At 55.3% G+C, this 22,428-nt stretch carries 11 protein-coding genes; 2 read left to right on the forward strand and 9 right to left on the reverse strand.

Annotation, left to right across the window (positions count from 1 at the left end):
- The first annotated feature begins 1 nt into the window (after position 1).
- Together CFERDRAFT_RS06815 and CFERDRAFT_RS06820 are read left to right on the forward strand one after the other, a co-directional pair.
- Complete coding sequence (locus tag CFERDRAFT_RS06815) at positions 2-9,565, forward strand: non-ribosomal peptide synthetase (protein ID WP_006366482.1); 9,564 nt, start codon at positions 2-4, stop codon at positions 9,563-9,565.
- Positions 9,562-14,214, forward strand: coding sequence for a non-ribosomal peptide synthetase (locus tag CFERDRAFT_RS06820; RefSeq protein WP_006366483.1), 4,653 nt, complete (start codon positions 9,562-9,564; stop codon positions 14,212-14,214). Before CFERDRAFT_RS06815 ends, CFERDRAFT_RS06820 begins: the two co-directional genes overlap by 4 nt.
- Positions 14,215-14,242: 28 nt before the next feature.
- Here the strand turns inward: CFERDRAFT_RS06820 and cbiR are convergent, their stop codons facing one another.
- From cbiR to bluB, 9 genes are read right to left on the reverse strand one after another with little or no spacing between them, the layout of a single operon-like run.
- A complete protein-coding gene (cbiR, locus tag CFERDRAFT_RS06825; protein ID WP_006366484.1) occupies positions 14,243-15,043 on the reverse strand; it encodes a cobamide remodeling phosphodiesterase CbiR in 801 nt (266 codons plus the stop codon).
- Positions 15,040-16,311: an ABC transporter ATP-binding protein gene (locus CFERDRAFT_RS06830; protein WP_006366485.1), complete on the reverse strand. Its 1,272-nt coding sequence runs from the start codon at positions 16,309-16,311 to the stop codon at positions 15,040-15,042. The genes cbiR and CFERDRAFT_RS06830 overlap by 4 nt, the downstream gene beginning before the upstream one ends.
- On the reverse strand, positions 16,304-16,540 hold the full coding sequence (locus tag CFERDRAFT_RS06835) for a hypothetical protein (protein WP_040433393.1): 237 nt from the start codon (positions 16,538-16,540) through the stop codon (positions 16,304-16,306). Before CFERDRAFT_RS06835 ends, CFERDRAFT_RS06830 begins: the two co-directional genes overlap by 8 nt.
- Positions 16,528-17,568: a FecCD family ABC transporter permease gene (locus tag CFERDRAFT_RS06840; RefSeq protein ID WP_040433402.1), complete on the reverse strand. Its 1,041-nt coding sequence runs from the start codon at positions 17,566-17,568 to the stop codon at positions 16,528-16,530. Before CFERDRAFT_RS06840 ends, CFERDRAFT_RS06835 begins: the two co-directional genes overlap by 13 nt.
- A gap of 4 nt (positions 17,569-17,572) precedes the next feature.
- Entirely contained in the window at positions 17,573-18,100 is a 528-nt protein-coding gene (gene cobO, locus CFERDRAFT_RS06845) for a cob(I)yrinic acid a,c-diamide adenosyltransferase (RefSeq protein ID WP_232209776.1), read from the reverse strand.
- Positions 18,097-19,080 (reverse strand): adenosylcobinamide-phosphate synthase CbiB, encoded by a 984-nt coding sequence (gene cbiB, locus CFERDRAFT_RS06850; protein ID WP_006366488.1) that lies wholly within the window; start codon positions 19,078-19,080, stop codon positions 18,097-18,099. The genes cobO and cbiB overlap by 4 nt, the downstream gene beginning before the upstream one ends.
- Position 19,081: 1 nt before the next feature.
- Positions 19,082-20,164: a threonine-phosphate decarboxylase CobD gene (gene cobD, locus CFERDRAFT_RS06855; RefSeq protein ID WP_006366489.1), complete on the reverse strand. Its 1,083-nt coding sequence runs from the start codon at positions 20,162-20,164 to the stop codon at positions 19,082-19,084.
- A complete protein-coding gene (locus CFERDRAFT_RS06860; protein WP_006366490.1) occupies positions 20,161-21,675 on the reverse strand; it encodes a cobyric acid synthase in 1,515 nt (504 codons plus the stop codon). The genes cobD and CFERDRAFT_RS06860 overlap by 4 nt, the downstream gene beginning before the upstream one ends.
- The gene (bluB, locus tag CFERDRAFT_RS06865; protein WP_006366491.1) at positions 21,669-22,313 is read right to left on the reverse strand and encodes a 5,6-dimethylbenzimidazole synthase; all 645 of its coding nucleotides are present in this window, start codon (positions 22,311-22,313) and stop codon (positions 21,669-21,671) included. Before bluB ends, CFERDRAFT_RS06860 begins: the two co-directional genes overlap by 7 nt.
- Between the last annotated feature and the right edge of the window lie 115 nt (positions 22,314-22,428).

A 22,428-nucleotide genomic window follows, 5' to 3' on the forward strand; every position in this document is an offset into this window, starting at 1 on the left:
CATGACTACTTCATCGCACGATTTCTGGCGTACCTTCATTGCTGATCTGCCTCCTCTCCCCTTTTACCGCGAGAGTTCCGCTCCCTCACCGGGCGCATCAACAAAGGAGCCGCTTCTCATTGAAGAGCAGCTTGATGGACTCCGGACCGGTCAGCTCAAGGCATTTGCAGAAGCGTGCGGTATTTCATTCAGCACACTTCTGCTTGCGGTTCATGCCAGGGCGCTCTCCCTCAGGATGCCCGGTAAGCGTCTGGTAACCGGTATAACAGTCAATTCAGTGAACGGTGAAGTGACCCTGCCGCTGGTGTTTGATGGTGCAGGCAGCAGTGAAAGCTGGAGTGAGTTTGCCCGCCGGATCGGTCAGCTCGAAGAGTCAATTCTCCGCAAGAGCGAATCATTCCCGTCGGAGCCGGATGAGTCAGCTCTTCGCACTCTCTTCTATGATACCCGTTTTCAGTTCATCCCCTCCGCCTGTGATAAAACCGAAGCAAACCCTCAAATGCTTCTTGAATCGAGAATTCTTGCACTCTGGCAGACGCTTCTTCCCGGAGCGGAGTTCAATGTTGACGATGGTTTTTTCGATGCAGGCGGCAACTCGCTCCTGCTGGTTCGTCTGCATGAAAAACTTGCTGCCGAATGGCCCGGAGTTTTCAGTGTGGCGAAGCTCTTTTCGGTGGTCACTGTTGCCGCCCAGGCACGGTTCATCATGGAAAAAAACGGACAGGAGCAGCCGGAGAAGCATGCGCAAAAACAGGATAATGCCCGACAAAGATCGACTCATATTGCCATTGTCGGTATCGGAGTCCGGCTTCCGGGCGCGGGAAGTGCGGAGGGGTGCTGGGCAGATGTTTCGAGGGGTGCTGACCGGGTCTCTTCTCTGTCTCCCGAGCGCCTGCAGGATACCCGCGATATACTCACTACCCTGGGCTCTCCCCTTCCGGGGAATTTCCGTGAGGCCGCCTGGCTTGAGGATATATTTGATTTCGATCCGGAACGGTTTCGCTTCTCTCCGTCAGATGCCGCCCTTGTTCATCCGGAGCAGAGGCTTTTTTTTGAAACCTCCCTTATGGCCCTCGAAAATGCCGGTTATGGCGGCAGGGCACTTGATAATGAAAAGATCGGTGTTTTTGCGGCTGCCGGAGGCGGCTCAACATGGACCGAGTATGCCCTGAAGGCTGCGCCGGATCGGGCCGAACAGATCTTTATCAATAATGTCCCCTCCAATATTGCTACCCGTCTCTCGTTTCTGCACAACTGGCGTGGACCTGCCACCGTGGTTGATACGGCATGTTCCTCGTCACTCACCGCCGTGCATCTTGCCTGCAACTCCCTTCTCAACGGAGAGTGCAGTGCCGCACTTGCCGGGGGTGCAAAACTGATCATGATGCCGCCATCGTCGGCTACCCGCTTCACTATCGAATCATCGACGGCCCGTACCCATGCTTTTGACGAGAGTGCAGACGGTACCGGCGCAGGAGAGGGTTCGGTTATCTTTTTCCTGAAAACCCTGGAGCAGGCTGAGCTTGACCGTGATCCGGTCCATGCGGTTATACTCGGCACAGCCATCAACCAGGACGGAGCTTCAAGCGGAATGGCAGCCCCCAACCCGGAGGCACAGTCGGAGGTGATTGCAGCGGCCGCGGCAAAAGCCGGAGTTCCGCTCTCCACGATCTCCTATATCGAGGCACATGGAACCGGCACCCATCTTGGCGATCCCGTGGAAATAGAGGGGATTCGTCTTGCATTCAGCCGGGAGACGGGTAAAACAGGTTTTGCCCTGATCGGTTCTGCAAAAGGCAATTACGGCCATCTTGACGCCTGTGCAGGAGCCCTCGGGCTGCTGCGTGCAGTTCTCTGTTTGAAAAACGATCAGGCCCCCCCTCAGCCCTTCTTTACACGGGCCAACCCCAGTATCGATTTTGACGACTCTCCGGTACGGGTCAGCACGTCGCTTTGCGCTCTTCCCGATCTGGGAACGGCTCGACGTGCAGGGGTCAGCTCATTCGGACTGAGCGGCATCAATGTTCATGCGATTATTGAGGCGCCGCCACCCGACAACGGCCATCCTGAAGTGCTCTCTGCGGGATGGATGGTTATCGGGCTCTCAGCGGCAACAGCACCACTGCTCAAAAGCTATGCCGATGCTCTCGCCGGGGAGATCCGCCTGAACCGCCATTACCGGCCACTTGACATTGCCTATACCCTGAACAGCGGTCGCGACTCCCTCTCGGAACGCCTTGCATTCTGGTTTCGGGATCGCGATGAGCTGCTCGCAGCACTGGAGGGATCACCTTCCGCCGGGATCGGTGAACGGAGCCTCTCCGGCAGAATTGCGCGCAGGGATCGATCACAGCAGGCTCAGCCGGTTACGGCGAACTGTGGTGATGAGGATTCAGCGAGAGTCTCAGCCGAGGCCTTTCTGGAGGGCGCCCCGCTTCTTCTCCCTCCGCAGGTCGATGTCAGAAGAGTCCACCTTTCAGCCGCTCCCCTTCAGAGGATCACCTGCCGTCCTCCCCGCAACGCCGGTCAAAATCAGCAGCATCCGGACAATCACCCCTTTTTCCTGCGCCCGACAGATACTCCCGAGGGAAAAAGATATCCTCTCGACCTGCACTCTGCAGCGTTCTGGCCGGTAGCCGAACATCTGCTTGCCGGAGTTCCCACCCTTGTAGGGATGGGGATACTTCCTCTTCTTGCCTTTACCAGTTCGGAAGGCCGGGATGAGGGGGAGTTCTCACCCTTCGCCATCAGGGAGCTGTCGTGGCTTCGCCCCCTTCAGCCCTACATGCTCCGGCCGGGCAGTGTGAGTATGCTCATTACCGGAGGTGAAGAGGGCTCTCAGCGGGCAATTCTCGGCGGGCGGATGGTTGAGGGAGGGTGGAGAAACTTTGTCGAGGCGACACTCTCTGATCTCTCAATACCCCCAACAGAGAGCGTTCTTGACCCGGAAAAGATAAGAGCGCATGAAGTTGAGCTTACAGATGAACCGGATCAGGCTGTTGAACCGGCAGGTCCGGTCAGGGTCAGCGCACGATGGAGTGCGTTACGGGCAAGAGGAAGCCGCGGGGATGAGATTTTTGCCCGCCTGCAACTACCTGCACGGGCAGAGGGAGAGCTGAACATGCAGGGTTTGCATCCGGGAGTTCTCGACCGGGCGGTCAGTATTGCCGTTGACCGGCCAGGGCTGGTTCCGGCAGGCTGCGCAGAGATTCTCGTCTATCGGCCCCTTCCGGAGCGTATTTTTGCCTCGGCTGAACGAGTGATTCTGCCGGATGGGGGAATCAGGGCTGATGTCAGGCTTTACAACAGTGAGAGCGGAGAGCTATCCATACGGTTCAGGGGGCTCCATTTTGTTCCGCTCTCATACCCGGCAACTCCGCTGAAGGATGTGATGAAGGTACCGGTAATCCCCTCTTTACCGGTATGGGTAGCTGATCCTGTTTCTGCAGCACTTCCGGCGATTCCGCCAATTGCGCTGATCGGGGAAGGTGATCTCTTCGCGCGAATCACCGCCCACTCGATCTTCAGGGGAGCACTGGCAGCATCATGCAGCTCTTCAGAACCTGATGATGAACTGCTCTCTCTGCTATCGGAGGGTCGGATCCGTCATCTTCTTTTTGTGCCGGAGCCCGGCGAGGATATCGGCCTGCGCACCCTGAATCTCCTTCAAAAGCTCATGGCTCACCTGCGCCACCCTCTGCACCTTGTTGCTGCAGGAGAGGGTGCCTTTGCGCCCGACAGCACGAATGACTCTCCTCCTCCCCGGCCGGATACAGCACTTATGGCAGGTCTCGTGATGGTTGCGGGATATGAAGAGCCGATGCTCTCGACACGCTACGTAGAAGTCGACAAAGGTGCACCGCTTGAGCTTCTTTTCCGGGAGTTTGAAGCTCTCGAACCGGGAGAGCATTCGCCGATTCTGCTTGACAACTCAGGAAGACGGCTGAAAAGGAGTTTTGAACCTCTTGGGGAATCGCGCGCTGCCGCAGAAACACTCTGGCCCGCCTCCGGATGCTGTGTTGTCAGCGGCGGGACGGGAGGCCTTGCGCTGCTTCTTGCTGCGGAGCTCGCAGGCAAGGGAGCTGTTTCGCTTGCACTGCTCTCCCGCCGTGAGCTTGAGGCGGGTGAAGAGCGCGAGACGATGCTACGTTTTGAACTGCTGGAGGCTCTTGCGGCCAGCGGCATTACCGTTCGTCACTGGAAGGTAGATGTAAGCAATTGTGAAGAGCTCTCCCGTGTGCTTGATGAGGTACGCTCAACACTGGGACCCATATCGGCAGTTGTGCATTTCGCCGGCCTTGTTGACAGCCATCTTCTGGTAAATGAAACTCCCGAATCCTTTGCCAGGGCAACCGCTCCCAAGGTTGAGGGGGCGCGCAATCTTGATCTTCTGACACGAAATGACCCGATAGAGTCATTTGTTCTCTCCGGTTCACTGACCGCCCTTGAGAGCAGGGCCGGGTCGGGAGCCTATACCGCAGCCAATCTCTATCTTGATGCTTTCGCCGGGTGGCGCCGGAGCGAGGGACGACCGGCACTCACCATCGACTGGTGTCAGGTCGGAGAGGTTGGAATGGCTGCACGCCTGCTTGACGGCAAACTGGAAGAGTACAGTCTCTCCCCTGATGAGGTTATCCGTTACTGGAGGATGGCTCTCGGTGCCGGAACTCCACAAGTCAGTTTGCTCTACGGGAAAAACCCCGGTGAGAAGCCGAAAGCGCTTCCGGTTTCCCATGAAGAGCCGAAAATGCTTGAAAAGGCTGTAGCACAGATATGGGCGGAGATACTGGGATATGAGAGCGTGGAGCCGGATGATGATTTCTACTCGCTTGGAGGGGATTCGATGTCCGGCATTGATATTGTTGACCGCATCGTCAAAGAGCTTGGTCATCCTCTTTCATACACTGATCTTGTTGAGTCAGCCACGGTCGGCAGGCTTGCAGAGAAGCTTCGCACCCAGGCCGAGGCCGCAGCTGCCGGTGAAGATGGCGTGCAGAGCAGCCACAGGCTTACTCCTGCTCCGGCTCAAAACCGTTATCCGGTCAGCCGCGAGCAACTCGCGCTTATCCAGGCCCAGCTTGCGGCAGAGAGGAGTACCGCCTATAACCTTCCCAACATCATCTCCCTCCCCTCCGGCTGCGACAGGGAGCGACTGGAAAGCGCACTTCGAGCACTCATCAGCCGTCACGAAATTCTCCGCACCCGCTTCTGTTTCGATGGCCGTGAGCCCGAAATGGAGATAGTTCCGGAGGTGACGCTGCAGTTGAACCGCATTTGCCCACAAGCGGAAGTGACAGCTCAGTTCTGGCAAAACAGGGTTCGCCCTTTTGACCTTGAGGCAGAACCTCCGGTACGCTTCGAACTGATTGAACGTGCTGACGGCACAGTGCATTCACTTTTCATGGATATCCATCACGCTTTGGCTGATGGTCTGAGTCTTGAACTGCTGACCGGTGATCTTGCGCAGCTTTATGGAGGCAAAACGATGCCTCCCCTTGCCGTGCAGTTCAAGGATTACGCATGGTGGAGCCGGAGGGGTGCAGGAGTCGAGGCTTTTGAGACTGCCAAAGAGTACTGGATGCAGCGCTATACTTCGTTGCCCCTGCCCGTTCTTGACCTCCCTTCCGACCGGCCGCGACCGGCATATCATACATGGGAGTGCGGAAGTGTTGCCTTCACCCTGCCGCAAAAGAGTGTCGAGGCTTTGCGGCGATTCGCATCAACACACGCCACAACACCCTTTACCGTTGTACTCTCTGCATGGGCCGCTCTCCTCTCCCGCTACAGCAGCAGTGATGATCTGGTTATTTCAGTTCCCGTCGATGCAAGAGAGCGTGTCGGAGCCTCCTCAATTCCCGGCATGATGGTATCGCTTATTCCTCTGCGAATTGCACTCATGGAGGATGAATCGGTCGAAGGTTTCATCAGGCGTCTTCACCATGAGGTCTCCGAAGCAATGCGTAACCGGGCCTGTCCGCTCGGTATGCTGCTGGAAGCGATTGCCCCACCCGCGGCTCCTGAGCGGACACTTCTCTCTGAAGTGACGCTCTCCTACATGAACTTCAGCGAAAGCAAGGGATATGAGTCTGAAGGTGAGGGCAGTGATGCCTTCCGCATCCTTGGTGTTGAGCGGAGTGACGGAAAGAATGACCTCTCAATCTTCATCCGGGACCTTCCGGAGAGCGTAAGCGTTACCTGTGAATACTACAGCGCCATATTTGATCGTGACCGGATCGAGCGCATGGGAGAGCATTTCACCACGCTGCTTGATGCTCTTGTCAGCTCTGAAGATGAAACGAAACTGGCTTCACTTCCCCTGCTTGCCGAGTGGGAGAGAGCGTGGCTTCTGAAGGTCGGACGCGGCAGCGATACCCCGCAACCGGAACCCCTTAATCTCTATGCCTGTTTTGCCGCAATGGCAAAAGAGCGCGGCAGCGCCATAGCCATCAGCGATAAAACCGAACGGCTCAGCTACACTGAACTGCTCTGCCGTGCCCAGGGCATTGCCCAATACCTTGCCCTTGAAGGCGTTCGTGAAGGCGAGATTGTCGCGATGCATCTCGAACGGAGTTGTACCGGTGTTGCCATCATACTGGCAATCAACGCTCTCGGCGCCTGCTATCTGCCGCTCGACACCTCATTTCCAGCGCTGCGTATTGCCCTGATTCTTGCCGATGCCGATTGCCGGGTGGTGATTGCAGACGCTTCCGGACGAAAAGTCATTGAAGAGGCCGATCTGGCCGGGAGGGAGAAGTGTGAAGGCCGTGCGGATGGACAGGCACCGGCGAAGCGCCTGATAATTGAGGGTGAAAAACTGGCTCTCATGATCTCCTCTTCTGCTGCTTTGCCTGAACGCAGAGAGGATGTGCTTGCCTATCTCATGTACACCTCCGGCTCTACAGGTCAGCCCAAAGGTGTAAGGGTTTTAGAGCGAGGCATCATCCGTCTTACGGTTAACCAGGATTATATAGAGATTGGTCATGACGACCGGGTGATGCTGGTTTCATCCCTCGCTTTTGATATCTCGACGTTTGATCTGTGGGGTGCGCTGTTGAATGGTGCCGAGCTTTGCGTGATCGACCGCAACGTTCTGCTTGACCCCGCAGCATTTGCTGCCGAAATAGCGTGCCGTAACATCACCATTATGGCCATGGCAACCGGGTTGTTCCACCGCCAGGCCGAGACGATGCCGGAGAGCTTCTCCAAGGTGCATAAAGTGCTTGCCGGAGGAGAGTTGATGAACCCCGAGCTACTGAAGCGGGCTGTTGAGGCTGCTCCTCAAACAGCGTTCTACAATGTATACGGTCCTACCGAAAACACAACCTTTACGACCACTCATCTTGTAACTCCAGGGGATCTGCAAGGTCAGGCAATACCGATCGGCAAGCCAATCCCGCTTACGACAGTCATGGTTTATGACAAAAGAGACCAGGTTGTTCCGATTGGTATCTGGGGTGAAATCATAAACGGAGGCGAAGGGGTTGCCGATGGCTACCAGAATCGGCCGGAGCTGACCGCTGCCGGTTTTTTCAGGACACCTGAAGGCGAGTACTGCTATCGGAGCGGTGACATCGGACGGTGGAGGGCGGATGGTGTGCTTGAGATCGGGGGCCGCAGGGACACCCAGATCAAACACCGGGGTTTCCGTATTGAACTCGGCGAGATTGAAGATGCGCTCTGTCGTCACCCTGGAGTGGCAGGCGCTGCAGTGCTATTCAGGAAAGATGCCGGGGAGCTTGTTGCCTGTCTGGTAATCAGGGGGGAGGAGGTGCCGGAGCCGATTGAACTCCGATCGTGGCTCATGCAGCGCATCCCCTCATATATGGTTCCGGCCCGCTTCATCAGGGTTGCCCGCCTGCCGATCAACTCCAATGGCAAGCTTGACCGGAAAAGACTTGATCTTGAAGCCGAAGATGGAGAGTTACTCAGAGATGGCAGCTCTGCATCATCAGGATTGCCTTCCGGTGATACGGAAAAGATGGTAGCTGAAGTTTTTTCAGAGATATTCAATCGTCCTGTCGAAGAGCGCAATATCAGCTTTCTTGTTCTTGGCGGTCACAGTCTCATCATCATGCGTGCAATCAACCGGATCGCACAGCGTTCAGGTGTGAAGCTCTCGATAGGCGATTTTTTTGCAACGCCCACCATTGCCGGGCTGGCCTCCCGCATTGATGCCGAAAAAGTAAGGGACGATGCGGGATGCAGCATTCCGGTTGCCGACCCTGAGGCATTTCCCTTTGCCAGTCATGCCGAAGAGCGGCTCTATATGGTTAACTCCATGGACGCCACTTCGGCAGCCTACAATATGACCTTCTTTTTCCGGACAGGAGCGGAATTTGTTCCTGATGCTCTCCATAAGGCTCTTCTTGTGCTGGTCAGGCGGCACGAAGCCCTCCGTACCGGTTTTGAAGCGTGCGATGGCAAAATCATGCGCCGGATTGCAGATCCCCGGGAGATAACACTCGAATGGCGGGAAGATGATCTCAGCCGCGATTCCGACCCCGCTTCCGAAGCTCTTCTCCTGACCCAGGCAGAGGTTGCAAGGCCGTTCGATCTCTCCCGTCCGCCACTCTTAAGGATCCGAATAATCCGTACCGGCAGAGAGCAGACACTCATCCTCATCATGACCCATCACATTGTGCATGACGGCTGGTCATCCCGTATTTTTCTGCGGGAGCTGAAGATTGCATACGAAGCGGCTCTTCATGGTACGACGGCAGCTTTTCCTGAGCTGCCGATATCGATTCGCGATTATGCACTCTGGCAGCGTACCCGTGACTGGTCAGAGAGCGCCAAATGGTGGCTCAATACCCTGAAAGGGGCGCCGGAACGGATCGAACTCCCCTGCGACCGCCCGATACCGGAAATTCCTGCAAACAGAGGCGCCACCATCAAAAAGGAGCTTCCGCCCGAGACAGCAAGAGGGCTTCAGGCGTTTGCCCGTCAGAGCGGTGTGAGTATGGCCTCGGTAGGGCTGACTCTTTTTGCAACCCTGCTCTATCGACTCACCCGCCAGAGTGAACTGGTCATCGGTATGGGTGTTGCCGGACGCGATCATGCAGAGATGGAAGGGCTGATCGGATTTTTTGTCAATGTTCTGCCGATACGTATCCGCCTTGACCGGGAGAGCGAGTTCAGCACGCTGCTTGGAGAGGTTCACGACATGCTTATGGGTGCGCTGGCACATCGCGAATACCCCTTTGACTCGCTGGTTCGGGACCTTGCACCGAAACGATCCGGAAACCGCCAGCCGCTTATCAATGTGGTATTCGAGTATCAGCGATTTGATCCGGTAGATCCGGAACTGCTCTTTCCTGCTGCACCTGAAATCAGTGACGCTTTTGCCCGTTCACTTGATGAAGTCATCTTCACCCCTACGGCCAAGCACGACCTGCTCCTCTTCTATGTAGAGCAGGAGGAGAGAACAGTGCTGCTGGTCGAATACGATACGGATATTCTTGATGCCGGTACCGTTGAACGGTGGATCTCCTATTTCATTCAGCTTGCCGGGCATCTGTGTGCTGAAAGCCTGAAAACAACTGAACCCGGGAGTGCAGAGCAATGACGATACATACCGGCAAGCCCCTCCTCTACCCGCTCTCCTCGGTTCAGCGTGAACTCTGGTTCGACCAGGCGCTCTTTCCGGATACTCCGATTTACAACGTAGGGGGTTACAGCTTCCTTCAGGGAGAGCTCGACCTCTGCCTCTTCAGGAAGGCGATCACCATGGTTGCAGAGGAGAACGATGCGCTGCGCATGGTTCTGACCGAGAGGGATGGCACTCCTTTCCAGTCCTTTCCCGATATGGGAGAAGCGGCTCTCACCATTGTTGACGTTTCGGATGCAGTTGACCCGGAAAAATGTGCTCTGACCCATATCCGCAAGGAGCACAACAGAGCGTTCCGGATCTTCGGGGAGCCCTTTTTTCGCCATACCATCTATAAACTTGCCGACAAGAGCTTTATCTGGCAGTATCTCTTTTACCATCTTGCCGTTGATGGCCATGCCATGAGTCTGGTCATCAACCGGATTGCCGCCCATTACAATGCCCTCATGCAGGGCAGCTCACTTCCCTTAAGGCAGGAATATGCATACCGGGAGTTTCTCCTTTACGACGCACTCCCCCCGGAGCCTGAACGGCTTGAAGGCCACCGGCAATACTGGCGGGAAAAATTCACCCCGCTGCCCGAACCGCTCTTTTCCCCTTCTAACCGTCAGGGCAGCACCGGAGAGGTGATCCCCGGATCGGTTCATACCGGATACCTATCACGCCGGCAATATGAGAGAGCCGAAGAGTTTGCCCGAACGCATTCGGTATCGCTCTTCCATTTTCTGATCGGAATTCTCTATCTCTATTTCACACGGGTAGAGGATCAGGATGAGTGTGTCATGGGCGTTCCGATGGCAAACCGCAATACGCCCCGCTTCAGGGAAACCATAGGACACTTTGTTGCTGTTATTCCGGAACGATTCAGCTATGGGCGTGATATCAGCTTTACCGAACTCATCAAGGCTGTCTCCGGAACACTGCGCAGGAGCTATCGTCATCAGGGCCTCCCCTTAAGCGAGATCCTCCGTCACTCAGGAGCGTTGCAGAGAGGCAGAAAACGGCTCTACGATCTGGCATTCTCATGGGAAAAACAGGATTACTCCTTCACGCTCGGACCGGCTTGTGCCAAAGAGAGCGCTTCGCTCGTTCACGATTTCCAACAGATTCCGCTTGCGATATTTGTGCTTGATTTTAGCGAAAACAGGGATGTTCTGATGCACTTCGCCTACAACCAGGCCTATTTTGATGCACCGGAAATCGAGCTGCTTGAGGGCCGGTTGCTACACCTGATTGACGAAGTTCTCGCCAATCCCGACATGAAGCTCTCCGCTCTTGATATCCTGCCGCAGGATGAGAGAGAACAGTTACTTGTCGGGTGGAATGCGACGGATGCTCCCCTTCCGGAAAAATTCCTTCATCAGATGTTTGAAGCGCATGCGGCTGAACATCCCGAATCCACAGCGCTATGCTTTCAAAACAGGCGCATTGGTTACGCTGAACTCAATGCGGGAGCCAATCAGCTCGCTCACGCCTTGATTGCGCTCGGTATCCAGAGAGATGCGCCGGTTGCCATTGCGCTTGAGCGTACCCCGGAGATGATTGTAGCGATGATGGCTGTCCTCAAGGCCGGAGGGTGTTACTTGCCCCTCGACCCATCCTGGCCTCCGGAACGCCTTGCCTTCATGCTTGAAGATTCCGCAGCAGAACTGCTTCTCACCAGCGAGCTGCTGCGGGAGCGGTTGTCGCTCAAGGCCGTGCAAACGCTCTGCCCTGGTGCCGGTAACCCTTTTGTCTCTCTAAAACCGTCAGGCAATCCCGATCTGGCAATCTCCCCGGAGCAGCTTGCCTACATCATCTACACCTCCGGCTCTACCGGCACTCCGAAGGGTGTAGCTGTTTCGCATCGTGGAGTGGGTAATATGGCGTTGGCCCAGATCAGCGCCTTCGGAGTGAAGAGAGAGAGCCGTGTGCTTCTGTTTGCCTCTTTCAGCTTTGACGCATCGGTATCGGAAATTGCAACAGCGCTTTGTTCCGGAGCCGAACTGCACATCCCCGATGAAGAACAACGTATTCCGGGATTAGCTCTGCGGCACTATCTTGAAGATTCGGCCATTACCCATATCACCCTCCCCCCGACAGCCCTTGCCCTCTTGCCGAAGGCAGGGTTGCCTCTCCTTGAAGCGCTGGTCGTGGCCGGTGAACCCTGTCCCCCGGCCCTTGCCGCTTTCTGGTCAAAAGGGCGACGCTTCTTCAACGGATACGGACCGACCGAGGCAACGGTATGCACAACAATTGCTGAGTGCCGGCATGCAGATATCTCCCCGGACAGGCCGCTCCCTATCGGCCGGCCGATAGCCAATACACGGCTCTATCTGCTTGATCGGAACCGGCAGCCGGTTCCGACAGGTATCGCCGGAGAGCTCTATATCGGCGGTGTCGGCCTGGCTTCCGGTTACCTCAACAGACCCGAACTGACAGCGGAAAAGTTCATTCCTGATCCATTCTCCTCCCGGCCCGGTGAGCGTCTCTATAAAACCGGTGACCTTGTCCGCTACCGCACGGACGGAAATCTTGAGTTTCTCGGCAGGCTTGATCACCAGCTTAAAATTCGCGGGTTTCGCATAGAACCCGGAGAGATCGAATCAGCACTTACCGCTATTCCCTCAATACATTCTGCATTGGTCGATGCCCGCAACGATGCCTATGGTCAGCCGGCTCTTGCAGCCTGGCTTGTTGCCGCCGGCACTCCGCCTTCAATCGCCGGGCTGAGAGCAGATCTCGGACGAACGCTTCCTGAGTACATGATTCCGACATCATTTATCTTTCTTGAAGCAATGCCCCTGACGGTAAACGGCAAGATTGACCGAAAGGCACTTCCTGATCCGGAGCACTCTGTTTCTGAAAATTCAGCAGCCCCTCGTGATCCGGTTGAAGAATTTCTTGTAGAGTTCTGGGCCAGGGCGCTTTCGCAAAGGAGCTGCGGCATTCATGATAACTTTTTTGATCTTGGCGGAGAGTCGCTCATTGCAGCAAGGCTTACGGTGCTTCTCCATGATGCGGGTGGTATTACTATACCGGTTCGCTGGATATTCGAGGCACCCACACCAGCACTGCTTGCCGGGCGGATACGAGATTCCGGTAGTAAGCGTGAGCCCTCTCAGCCTGTTCCGGAGAACCCTCTTCTTGCGGGCACGAAATCCATTACGCCCGACCTCCTGCCGTTGATTGATCTCTCCCCGGATGAGATTGATCACCTCGTCGCTGCTGCAGAGGGCGGGGCCGGTAACATTCAGGATATCTATCCGCTTACACCGCTCCAGGAAGGGATCTATTTTCACTCACAACTGCAGCGGGATGGTGACACCTGGCAGAGTTGCCATCTCTTCTCCTTTGACTCGCTTGAGCGTGCAGAAGCATTCACTGGCGCCCTGCAGGCGGTTGTTGACCGTCATGACATGCTCCGTACCGCATTTGTATGGGGCGCAATCCACGAACCGGTTCAGGTTGTCATGCGTCACGCTGCAGTTCCGTTTACGCTTCTTGATTTAAACAGAGAGCAAGGGCCAATTGCCGATCAGCTGATGCATCTCTTTTCTCCCCGCAGCAACCGGCTCAATCTGGCCGCTGCTCCCCTGATCAGGACAGCCGTTGCAGAGGATGGAGATCGCTGGCTGATGCTTCTCTCTGCTCACCATCTGATTATGGACTTTACGACACAGAAGGTGGTGTTTGATGAGATTACAGCACATCTTGAAGGTGATGCAGGGAGGCTCTCTCCTCCGGTCCCCTTCCGCAATTTTATTCCCCGGCTTTGCGATGGCAACGCGAAGGGTATCAGTGAGCCTTTTTTTCGCGATATGCTCGGAGACATCACCATCCCGACCGCTCCATTCGGCCTGCTCAACGTAAACGGTGACGGCTCGGCAATCGGAGAAGCAAAAAAGGAGCTGCAAACTGATCTGGTTCTCCGGCTCCGTTCCGTAGCCCGCCTCTTCAGTGCAACACCGGCTGCTGTTTGCCATCTGGCCTGGGCCCTCCTCCTCTCGCGACTATGCGGTCAGGAGGATGTGGTATTCGGCACCGTTTTAACCGGCCGTATGCAGGGGGGAGAGGGTGTTGATCGGGCCGTTGGTCTCTTCATCAATACGCTTCCGATTCGCCTGACCTGTGACGCACGACCTGTTTCTGAAGCAGTTCGTCAAGCACGCCATCGCCTGCTTGCTCTCATGCGTTATGAATCGGCTTCACTCAGCATGGCCCAGCAATGCAGTGCCGTGCCCTCCCCGATGCCGCTCTTCACTTCACTACTGAACTATCGGCATACCCGCCATAGGGAGCAGGGCCTCTTTCGGTATGAAGGCATAGAGATGATCATGCATACTGAAGGCGCAACCAACTATCCGTTCGGGCTCTCCATCGATGATTTTGATGAAGGGGTCAGCCTCACGGCACAGATGGACTCATCGATTGATCCCGACTGGATCTGCACCCTCTATCTTTCAGCCCTTGAACTTCTGGTCAGGGCGCTTGAAGAGGCTCCCGATACCCCGATTGCTGAACTGGAGCTCTTTTCACCGGAAGAGAAAGGAAAAATCACCTCCATGATGCCCCAAAAGCAGAGAGCGGAGGGACTGCCGCGCTCCCGCCAGAGCGGGACGCTGTAATGGAAATACATTATTTACGACGGATCAGTCAGGAGAGAAACCGCTCCATGACCGCACAGGATGAGTCAAAATCACTCTCCGAAAAGATCTCCATGGTGAAGACCCGTCCGGGATCAGGATATCGGTAAAGGTGCGACATCACCAGATCAAGCGCTTCCGGTTTCATGTATGCAAGCGAGTTGTGATCCTTCCCGTCAAGAGTGCCGTGCATATGCAGCACTTTTGCTCTGGAGAGGTAGCGTTCGAGGTACGCACCGGTCGGAAAACCGTAGAACTCAAGATGGCCGACATCAAGCGTAACAGAGAGCGCAAACTCTTCGATTACCGGCCAAACCAGCTCAAAGGGGTAGTTGAGGTTTTCTGCACAGAAGTTCGACGCCGGCTCCCCGCACCCGTCAAGAAGCATCCGGAGCGATTCGCGAAGGCCGCCGGTAAAATCCCTCTTTTGACTCTCAGAAAAGCCGTTGATATCGACACCCGGCCCGGATTCAAAGTGCAGAACATAGGCCGATTTCGGCAGCGTACGGGTCAGCTCGATAATCCGGAGGCACTTGCCGACCGACTGCTTTCGTACCGCATCGTCGGGATTTCCGAGGTAGCTGTCAAGCGGCAGATGCACCGAATAGGTAAGCGCGGACTCCCCGGCAAGCTCTGCAAGCCTCTGCATATCTTCCGGAGAGGGAAGGTTGCTGAACTCATCGGATTCAAAGAGTACCAGTTCGATATCGTCCACCCTCTCCCTGAGGTATTCAACATTGGGAATGATATCAGCCGGGATGATATAGGAGCTTGTTCCGAAACGGAAGGGAAATCGCTGTTTACAACTCATGGGTTGAGGGTGTGGTGTTGCTGGAGCATGCTCATCAGCTCCGGGATAGTTTGCCAGTTGACGGCACCTGCGCTCAGCATCCGCTTCGATAAAGCAAGAGCAGCTTTACCCTCGGTATAGTCACGCCCGGCAATGTCCGCAGCAAGAAGAACAGTTTTGCCGCTGTTGAGCGCACCTTCGGCAAGCCGGAGGTTGACAAGATTGCCTGAACCGAAGGGAACACTGCTCAGAATCACATAATCGGCCGCATCAATCATGGTTGATGCCTCACTTATGGCATCGCTGCCAACAGGAGAGAAGGGCTGTTCAAGCACCGCCCTGATGTTGAGCGCCCTTGCCGCTTCAGCATCGGAATCGAGGCGATTGAGTACGCCGGTAGTCACCTCGTACCCTTCAATAAGCAGCCTGCGGTAGAGTTCAAGTCCGCTCCCTCCTCCGGCAATGACATGAACCGTTTTGCCAAGTTTTCGACGTCGCCGCAGCGTATCCTGCGCACCCGATACCTGGAGATATCCGGTATAGGGATCCTGCTGTACTCGCAGTTCGCAGTTATAGACCCGGCTGAGCAGATCCGCCTGGAGCACCTCCGCCGGTGTCCCGGCTTTTATCAGCGAACCCTTGTCCATAAGCAGAAAACGGTCCGAGATTCCGGCCGAGAGCGTCAGATCATGGCTGACGAGGAGTATGGTCATCCGTTTTTCACGGTTGAGGTTCATGAGAATCTGGAGCACCTCCTGACGGTGGTTGATATCAAGATGGGCGATGGACTCGTCAAGCATGATGATTTTCGGCTCCTGGGCAAGCACCATGGCAAGGGCAACGCGCTGCTGTTCCCCTCCGCTCAGCTCGGTAAAGAACCGCTCACGAAGTCCCGAAACATCGGTATAGATCATCGATCGTTCAACGATGTCGTGATCGAGCGAAGAGGGTGAGCCCCATGGCCCGATGGAGCTGATTCTTCCGTTCATGACAATCTGGCTCACCGTGAAGGCCATGGGCGATTCGATTTTCTGGGGCACAACGCCAAGAAGTGACGCCCGCACGGCAGGCTTGAGGTGCCGGACATCCTGACCGAAGAGCGCCACACTGCCCGAAAGGGGCTTGAGCAGCGCGGCAGCGGTTTTCAGAAGTGTACTCTTGCCACAGCCGTTCGGGCCGATAAGGGAGACAAACTCCCCTTCCGCGATAGCGAATGATACCCCGTCGAGTACCACTCTCTCCTTGTATCCGGCCGATACATTGCTGAATGTCAGTGCGTTCTCATTCATAAAATGACATACCTATGAATTGTCGCAAGCGGTTTGAAGATTTTTGAACCACGAAACAAACGAAATCACACGAAATGGTAGGGGCAATCCCTTGTGGTTGCCCGGCAAATTCCTCTTCGTCCTTGTAGTCCCTGCTGTCCCTGTTGTCCTTGATCTCTTTTCGAGCACCGTCCAACGAAGCAATCGAATCGCGGAATAAATTTTTAGAGGTACTCACTAAGCTATCCATGCCTGCTTCATCCTCCGTTGCAGAATAATCAGAAAGAACGGCCCACCCGCAAGGGCGGTCACAACCCCGACAGGAATCTCTACCGGAGCCATAAGGGTTCGTGCGACCGCATCGCAGAGCACCAGAAAGGTTCCCCCGCCGAGAGCGGAAAGGGGCACCAGCCGGCGGTTGTCCGGCCCGAAAAGCGCACGCATGACATGGGGCACAATAAGGCCCACGAAGCCGATCATACCGGAGAGCGAGACCGCTGTGGCTGCAAGCAGTGTTGCACAGAGGAGACCCGAAACAATGATAAGATCAGCATGCACTCCCTGATAGTGGGCCATCTCCCTGCCGAGTGCAAGGGCGTTGAGCCGCGGGGAGAGAAGCCATATTCCGAAAAGGGCGGAAACGATAAGACCGAGAGAGAGGAGCTGCTGACCGGTGGAGACGGGCTGCAGGCTGCCGAGCATCCACCAGATGACGTTATGCAACCCCTCTACGCTTGCGGTAGAGACCATGAACATGATAATGCTTGAGCAGATCGAACTGACAATAACACCGCTCAGAATAAGAGAGTAGACCGAGGGCTGACCGCTTGACCCCTGCCGGGCAATGCCGTAGACAACCATCAAGGTCAGAACTGCTGAAACAAAGGCGACAACCGGAAGGCTTAATGAGAGTATAACACTCGAACCCGCAAGGATGCTTATAGTTGCACCGAGCCCTGCGCCGCCGCTGACCCCGAGCACATAGGGTTCGGCGAGAGGGTTGCGCAAGAGAGCCTGAAAAACCACGCCGGAAGCCGAAAGCGCGGCTCCGGTCATCATCCCCATCAGCAGACGGCTGTAGCGCAACGATAAAATGGCTCCACCTGCCGGAGAGTTCATATCGGGCAGCCCGATACCGGAGGGGCCGAAGAGCAGCGACAGCGCGAGAAGCAGCGGAATTACCAGAAGAAAAAGCACAATCCGGAGCCGCGCTTTTTGAGGCTGTTTGCTGGTAAAGCTGTTGTCCCGACAGACCCGGGGAGTGCTGCTCTGCTTCATGGCTTCAGTTTTCCACACCTGCAGAGGCGGCAATACCCTGCTCAAAAGCATGTTTGAGGAGCTTCATCTCCGTAACGGTATCAGCGGCGGCAACAAGTGACGCCGGAGCATTGCGTCCGGTAAACACAACAATTTTTCCCTCCCTGACACTCCGGAGTGCGTCAAGCAGCGGTTCAATGTCGAAGAGCTGCTCGCCAAGGGCATAACAGACCTCGTCAAGCAATACAAAATCATACTCGGGTGAAGCAAGCGCTGCGAGGGCAGCATCAAGCCCTTCACGGGCAGCACGCCGGTGACTCTCCATTTCAGGGCTTTCGCGATCCCTCGGCAGAAACCCGAGTCCGAACTGCTGCCACTCCACCTCCTGAAACCGGCTGAAGAATTTCTGCTCACCGACCGAGCTGTCAGATTTCACAAACTGTATCACCCTTGCCCGCATACCATGACCCAGTGCCCTTGCGAGCATCCCGAATGCCGCAGTACTTTTACCCTTGCCATTACCGGTGAAGAGAAGGATTCTTGAAGGTTTCATTGTATCCATATTTCGATTGGTGTTGTGTTGGTCAACAATATCCTGATTCCGATGCCGCACAAAAGAAAGATAATCGCGGTTGTACGCATCAGGGTTATGCTTTGGCGGATTGTACGGGGTGTGCACTCCACCGCTCTAACTCCGAGAATCGGCGCCTGGTGCAGCTCTCCACCGTAAGACCTTGTGCCGCCAAACTGAACTCCGAGCGCTCCGGCAAATGCGGCTTCAGGGTAACCCGCGTTCGGACTTGCATGGAGTTTTGCTCCCATTCGGACAGCAGGAAAGATATCAAAAACCCTGAGTTTATGGAAAGCTGCCCCGAACATGATGAAGAGTACCGTTACTCTTGCCGGTAACCAGTTGGCAAGGTCATCGAGCTTTGCCGATGCCCACCCGAATGCAAGATAGCGTTCGTTTTTATAGCCGAAAGTGGAGTCGAGGGTGTTGATGGCCTTGTAGGCAATTGCTCCGACCGGGCCGAGGAGCAGCGCATAGAAGAGCGGCGCGGTCACGCCGTCAACGCTGTTCTCCGCTACACTCTCCGTAGCTGCAAGAGCAATTTCTTCTGCATTCATCTCCTGTGTATCACGTCCGACGATAAAGGATACCTTGCTGCGTGCCTCTTCAATGTCCCCGGCTGTAAGCGCCCGCTCTACCGCGGCAGCATGATCGCCCAGATCGCGGACGGCAAAGGTGGTGTAGAGCAGGTAGATGCTCATGGCAGCTCCGCCGAGAGGGTGCAGTTTTGTGGCACAAGTGATCAGGAGCCATGCTGTTCCGGCAGAGGCTCCGACAACAGCAATTACGGTTGTTATACCGGCAACCGGCAACGGGAGGGGTGAGCGACGCATCAGGGATTCAATCCGGAGGGCAAACCAGCCTATCCCCCTCACCGGATGCGGCATCCATCGCGGGTCACCGAGTGCGAGGTCAAGCAGGAAAGCTGAAGCCACAAGAGCTTCCGGAAGTGCGTCTGTCAACTCAATGCTCCCTGTTTAATCCGGCGGCACCCCGTATGGCGGCCAGAAGACGGTTATTCTCTTCCGGCAACATAATGGCAAAACGGAAATAGTTAACCTCAAGCCCGGCAAAGTTCCGGCAATCCCTGACATGAATCCCGATCGAGCGAAGATACTCCAGCAGTTCGTCCAGCGAAACACCTCTCTGCCACTGGGCAAGAAAGAAGTTGGCCCTGCCGCCATAGAGATGCAGCCCCTCGATTTCAGAGAGAGCGGCTGCCACTCTGGTTCTCTCGCTGAAAATCAGCTCCCGAAGCTCCCGGTCAAATCCGTTGCACTGCAACAGCCGGAGGGCGACCGATTCAGCAGCCGAATTGACCGTCCATGGCTCCTTGTAATCGAGCAGATGGCGAATGATTTCCGGATGAGCAACAACCGCCCCAAGCCGCAGACCGGGCAGGGCATAGAATTTTGTGAGTGAGTGAATGACAATGACATTTTTCAGTGCATGCACCTTCCCCATGAGGGAGTTATCCGGAAAGGCAGCAGTAAACTGGATAAATGCCTCATCGACAATAAACCATTTCTCCGGAAAACGGCTTGCAAGGGCCATTACAATTTCCGGGGGGAGTTTGGTTCCGGTTGGATTATTGGGATTGGCTGCAAAAAAAGCATCGGCCTCTGCCAGCGCAGTGGCAAGTTCTTCAATGCCCGGCAGACGAAATCGGTTCTCTCTCTCCAGATGAATATAGCTGATCTCGGCGCCGGCAACTCTTCCTGCCCGCTCATAGTCATAAAAAGAGGGCGAGAGCAGGAGCAGACGACGGATGCGAAGTGCTCGCGGAATGAGGTAGATCCCTTCAATGGCTCCGTTCAGCGGAAGCACCGAAGCCGGGTTGAGTTCGAATTTCTCGGCATAAAAACGCCGTACACCGCGACCATCAATTGAGGGGTAGTGTCGGGGCTGCATATCATCAAACGAAAGTTCTCCGATTGGCGGAAAGAGCGGACTGATATTGACACTGAAGTCAAGCACCTCGCGACCCTCGGCTCTCTCTTTGCCTGCCCGTGCACCACCGTGCTCATGATGAAAGAGTGTTTTCATGGTAGAGACCGATCAATAATACTGAAAACCCTGTCAAGATCAAGATTCAGGGTGAAGTGTTCGGCAAGACGCTCATAACTCTCCACACTCTCTTCGCTCTCCTGCCCTGAGGGCTGGCAGGAGGGCTCGGAGCGGAGAAGAAACCACTCCTTTACCCCTCTTTCACTGAAAATACCATGAAAATAGGTTCCAAACACCTTTCCATCACAACTTACTGCCCCGTCAAGGTCATTTTCCGGATTATTGTTCCGCTCCGAGAGCCGGATAAATGGTCCGCATGTACCCGAAACGGTGCTTCTTCCCATATGGATTTCGTATCCTGAAGCCGGAATATTGCCGTCAACAATGGTTCCTTTTGCGTTTGTAAGGCATTTATCCCTTTCAAGCACGGTTTCAACATCAAGATAGCCGAGAGCCCGTGCAGTTCCGGGAGTGCCTTCAACACCATGAGGGTCGGCAATCGAGTTGCCAAGCATCTGGTAGCCGCCGCAGATACCCATGATGACTCCGCCATCCTCCCTGAATTTCCGGATTTCACTCTCCCATCCCAGAGAGAGGAGCCAGCCAAGATCGCCACGCACATTTTTCGATCCGGGAAGAATGAGCACCTTGTACCCCTTCAGGGATCTCGGGTAGTGGAGGTAGTGGAGCTCAATCCTCGAATCATGCTCCAGCGGCGACAGATCGGTAAAATTGGAGATGTGCGGAAAATAGATTGCGGCAACGCCGATCTTATCAGGGGAAGGAGATCCCGCCGGATCAACTTTGGAGGAGAGGGGTACGGCATCTTCGGCATCAATGCTGAACCCCCTGAAGTAAGGAATAACACCGAGAACCGGAACGCCGGTCATAGCTTCAAGCATGGCAACGCCATCGCGGAAGAGGGAGATGTCTCCCCTGAAGCTGTTGATGATAACCCCTTTAACCAGAGCCCGGTCTTCGGGAGGAATAATGGCGAGTGTTCCGGCCACATGCGCAAAGACGCCTCCCCTGTCAATATCGGCTACAAGAATGACCGCTGCTTTTGCCCGTCGTGCGGTTTTGAAATTGACAAAATCCCTCTCATAGAGATTCATCTCCGCACAGGATCCGGCACCTTCGATCACGACCAGCTCATGCTTCTTCATCAACCGGTCAAGACTTTCAAAAGCAGCCTCCGACCAGCGCTGAGTATTGCCGAAATACTCCCTCGCTGTCCGGTCGGTGCACACCTTTCCCTGAAGCACAACCTGGGCCCCGGTATCGGAGTTGGGTTTAAGCAGTACCGGATTCATATCGGCGGAGGGAGCAACGCGAGCAGCTTCAGCCTGGGCTATCTGCGCCCGGCCGATTTCGAAGCCGTCATGCGTGACGCCGGAGTTATTCGACATGTTCTGCGCCTTGAAGGGGGCGACATCAATACCGGCATTGCTGAATATCCGGCAGAGGGCGGTCGCTACGATACTTTTGCCGACATCAGAAGCGGTACCGAAGATCGCCAGAGCCCTTGATCTGTTTTCAATGCTTACCATGTTTCGTAATGAACAAGTGAATCGAGTTCCATTCTCGGCAGCCAGCCTGCCTGCTCAAGTTCCGGTGTTTGATGAAAAAAGCTGACATAGCCGACACAGAGCCAGGCGACAGGAACAATATGCTCCGGAATACCGAGTACTTCACGGATATGATCGTGATGAATGATACTGACCCAGCCGACACCGAGATTTTCCGCCCTTGCCGCAAGCCAGAGGTTCTGCACGGCACAGACCGAGCTGTAGAGATCCATCTCCGGGTTTGCTGTGCGACCGATCACCACCTCCCCGCTGCGGGTGCGGTCGCAGGTGATGCAGATGCCAAGAGGGGATTCCATAATCCCCTCCAGCTTGAACGAGCGATACTGCTCCTGCTTTTTGTCGCTGAACATTGCTGCGGCTTCGGCGTGAGCAACCTCAAAACCATCCCTGACCTTGCTGCGAACAGCACGATCCTTGACAACAATAAAATCCCAGGGCTGCATAAACCCGACACTCGGCGCATGATGCGCCGCATCGAGAAGCCGTGCGATTACCTCCTCCGGTACCGGGTTTGCCAGGAACTGCCCCCGCACATCCCTCCGGCTGTAGATGACCTTGTAGAGTGCATCCCTTTCCTGTTCGCTAATGGTCATATTCATAACTATACATTGGTTATTGACTTCAAAAGTTGCGCTCCTGCATTTTACTCCATTAGAGATCCTCTATAAATCGTCGTGAGCGGTTTGAAGATTTATGAACCACGAAACAGACGAA

Origin of the sequence: Chlorobium ferrooxidans DSM 13031 (assembly GCF_000168715.1) — a bacterium.
Taxonomy (GTDB): Bacteria; Bacteroidota; Chlorobiia; order Chlorobiales; family Chlorobiaceae; genus Chlorobium; species Chlorobium ferrooxidans.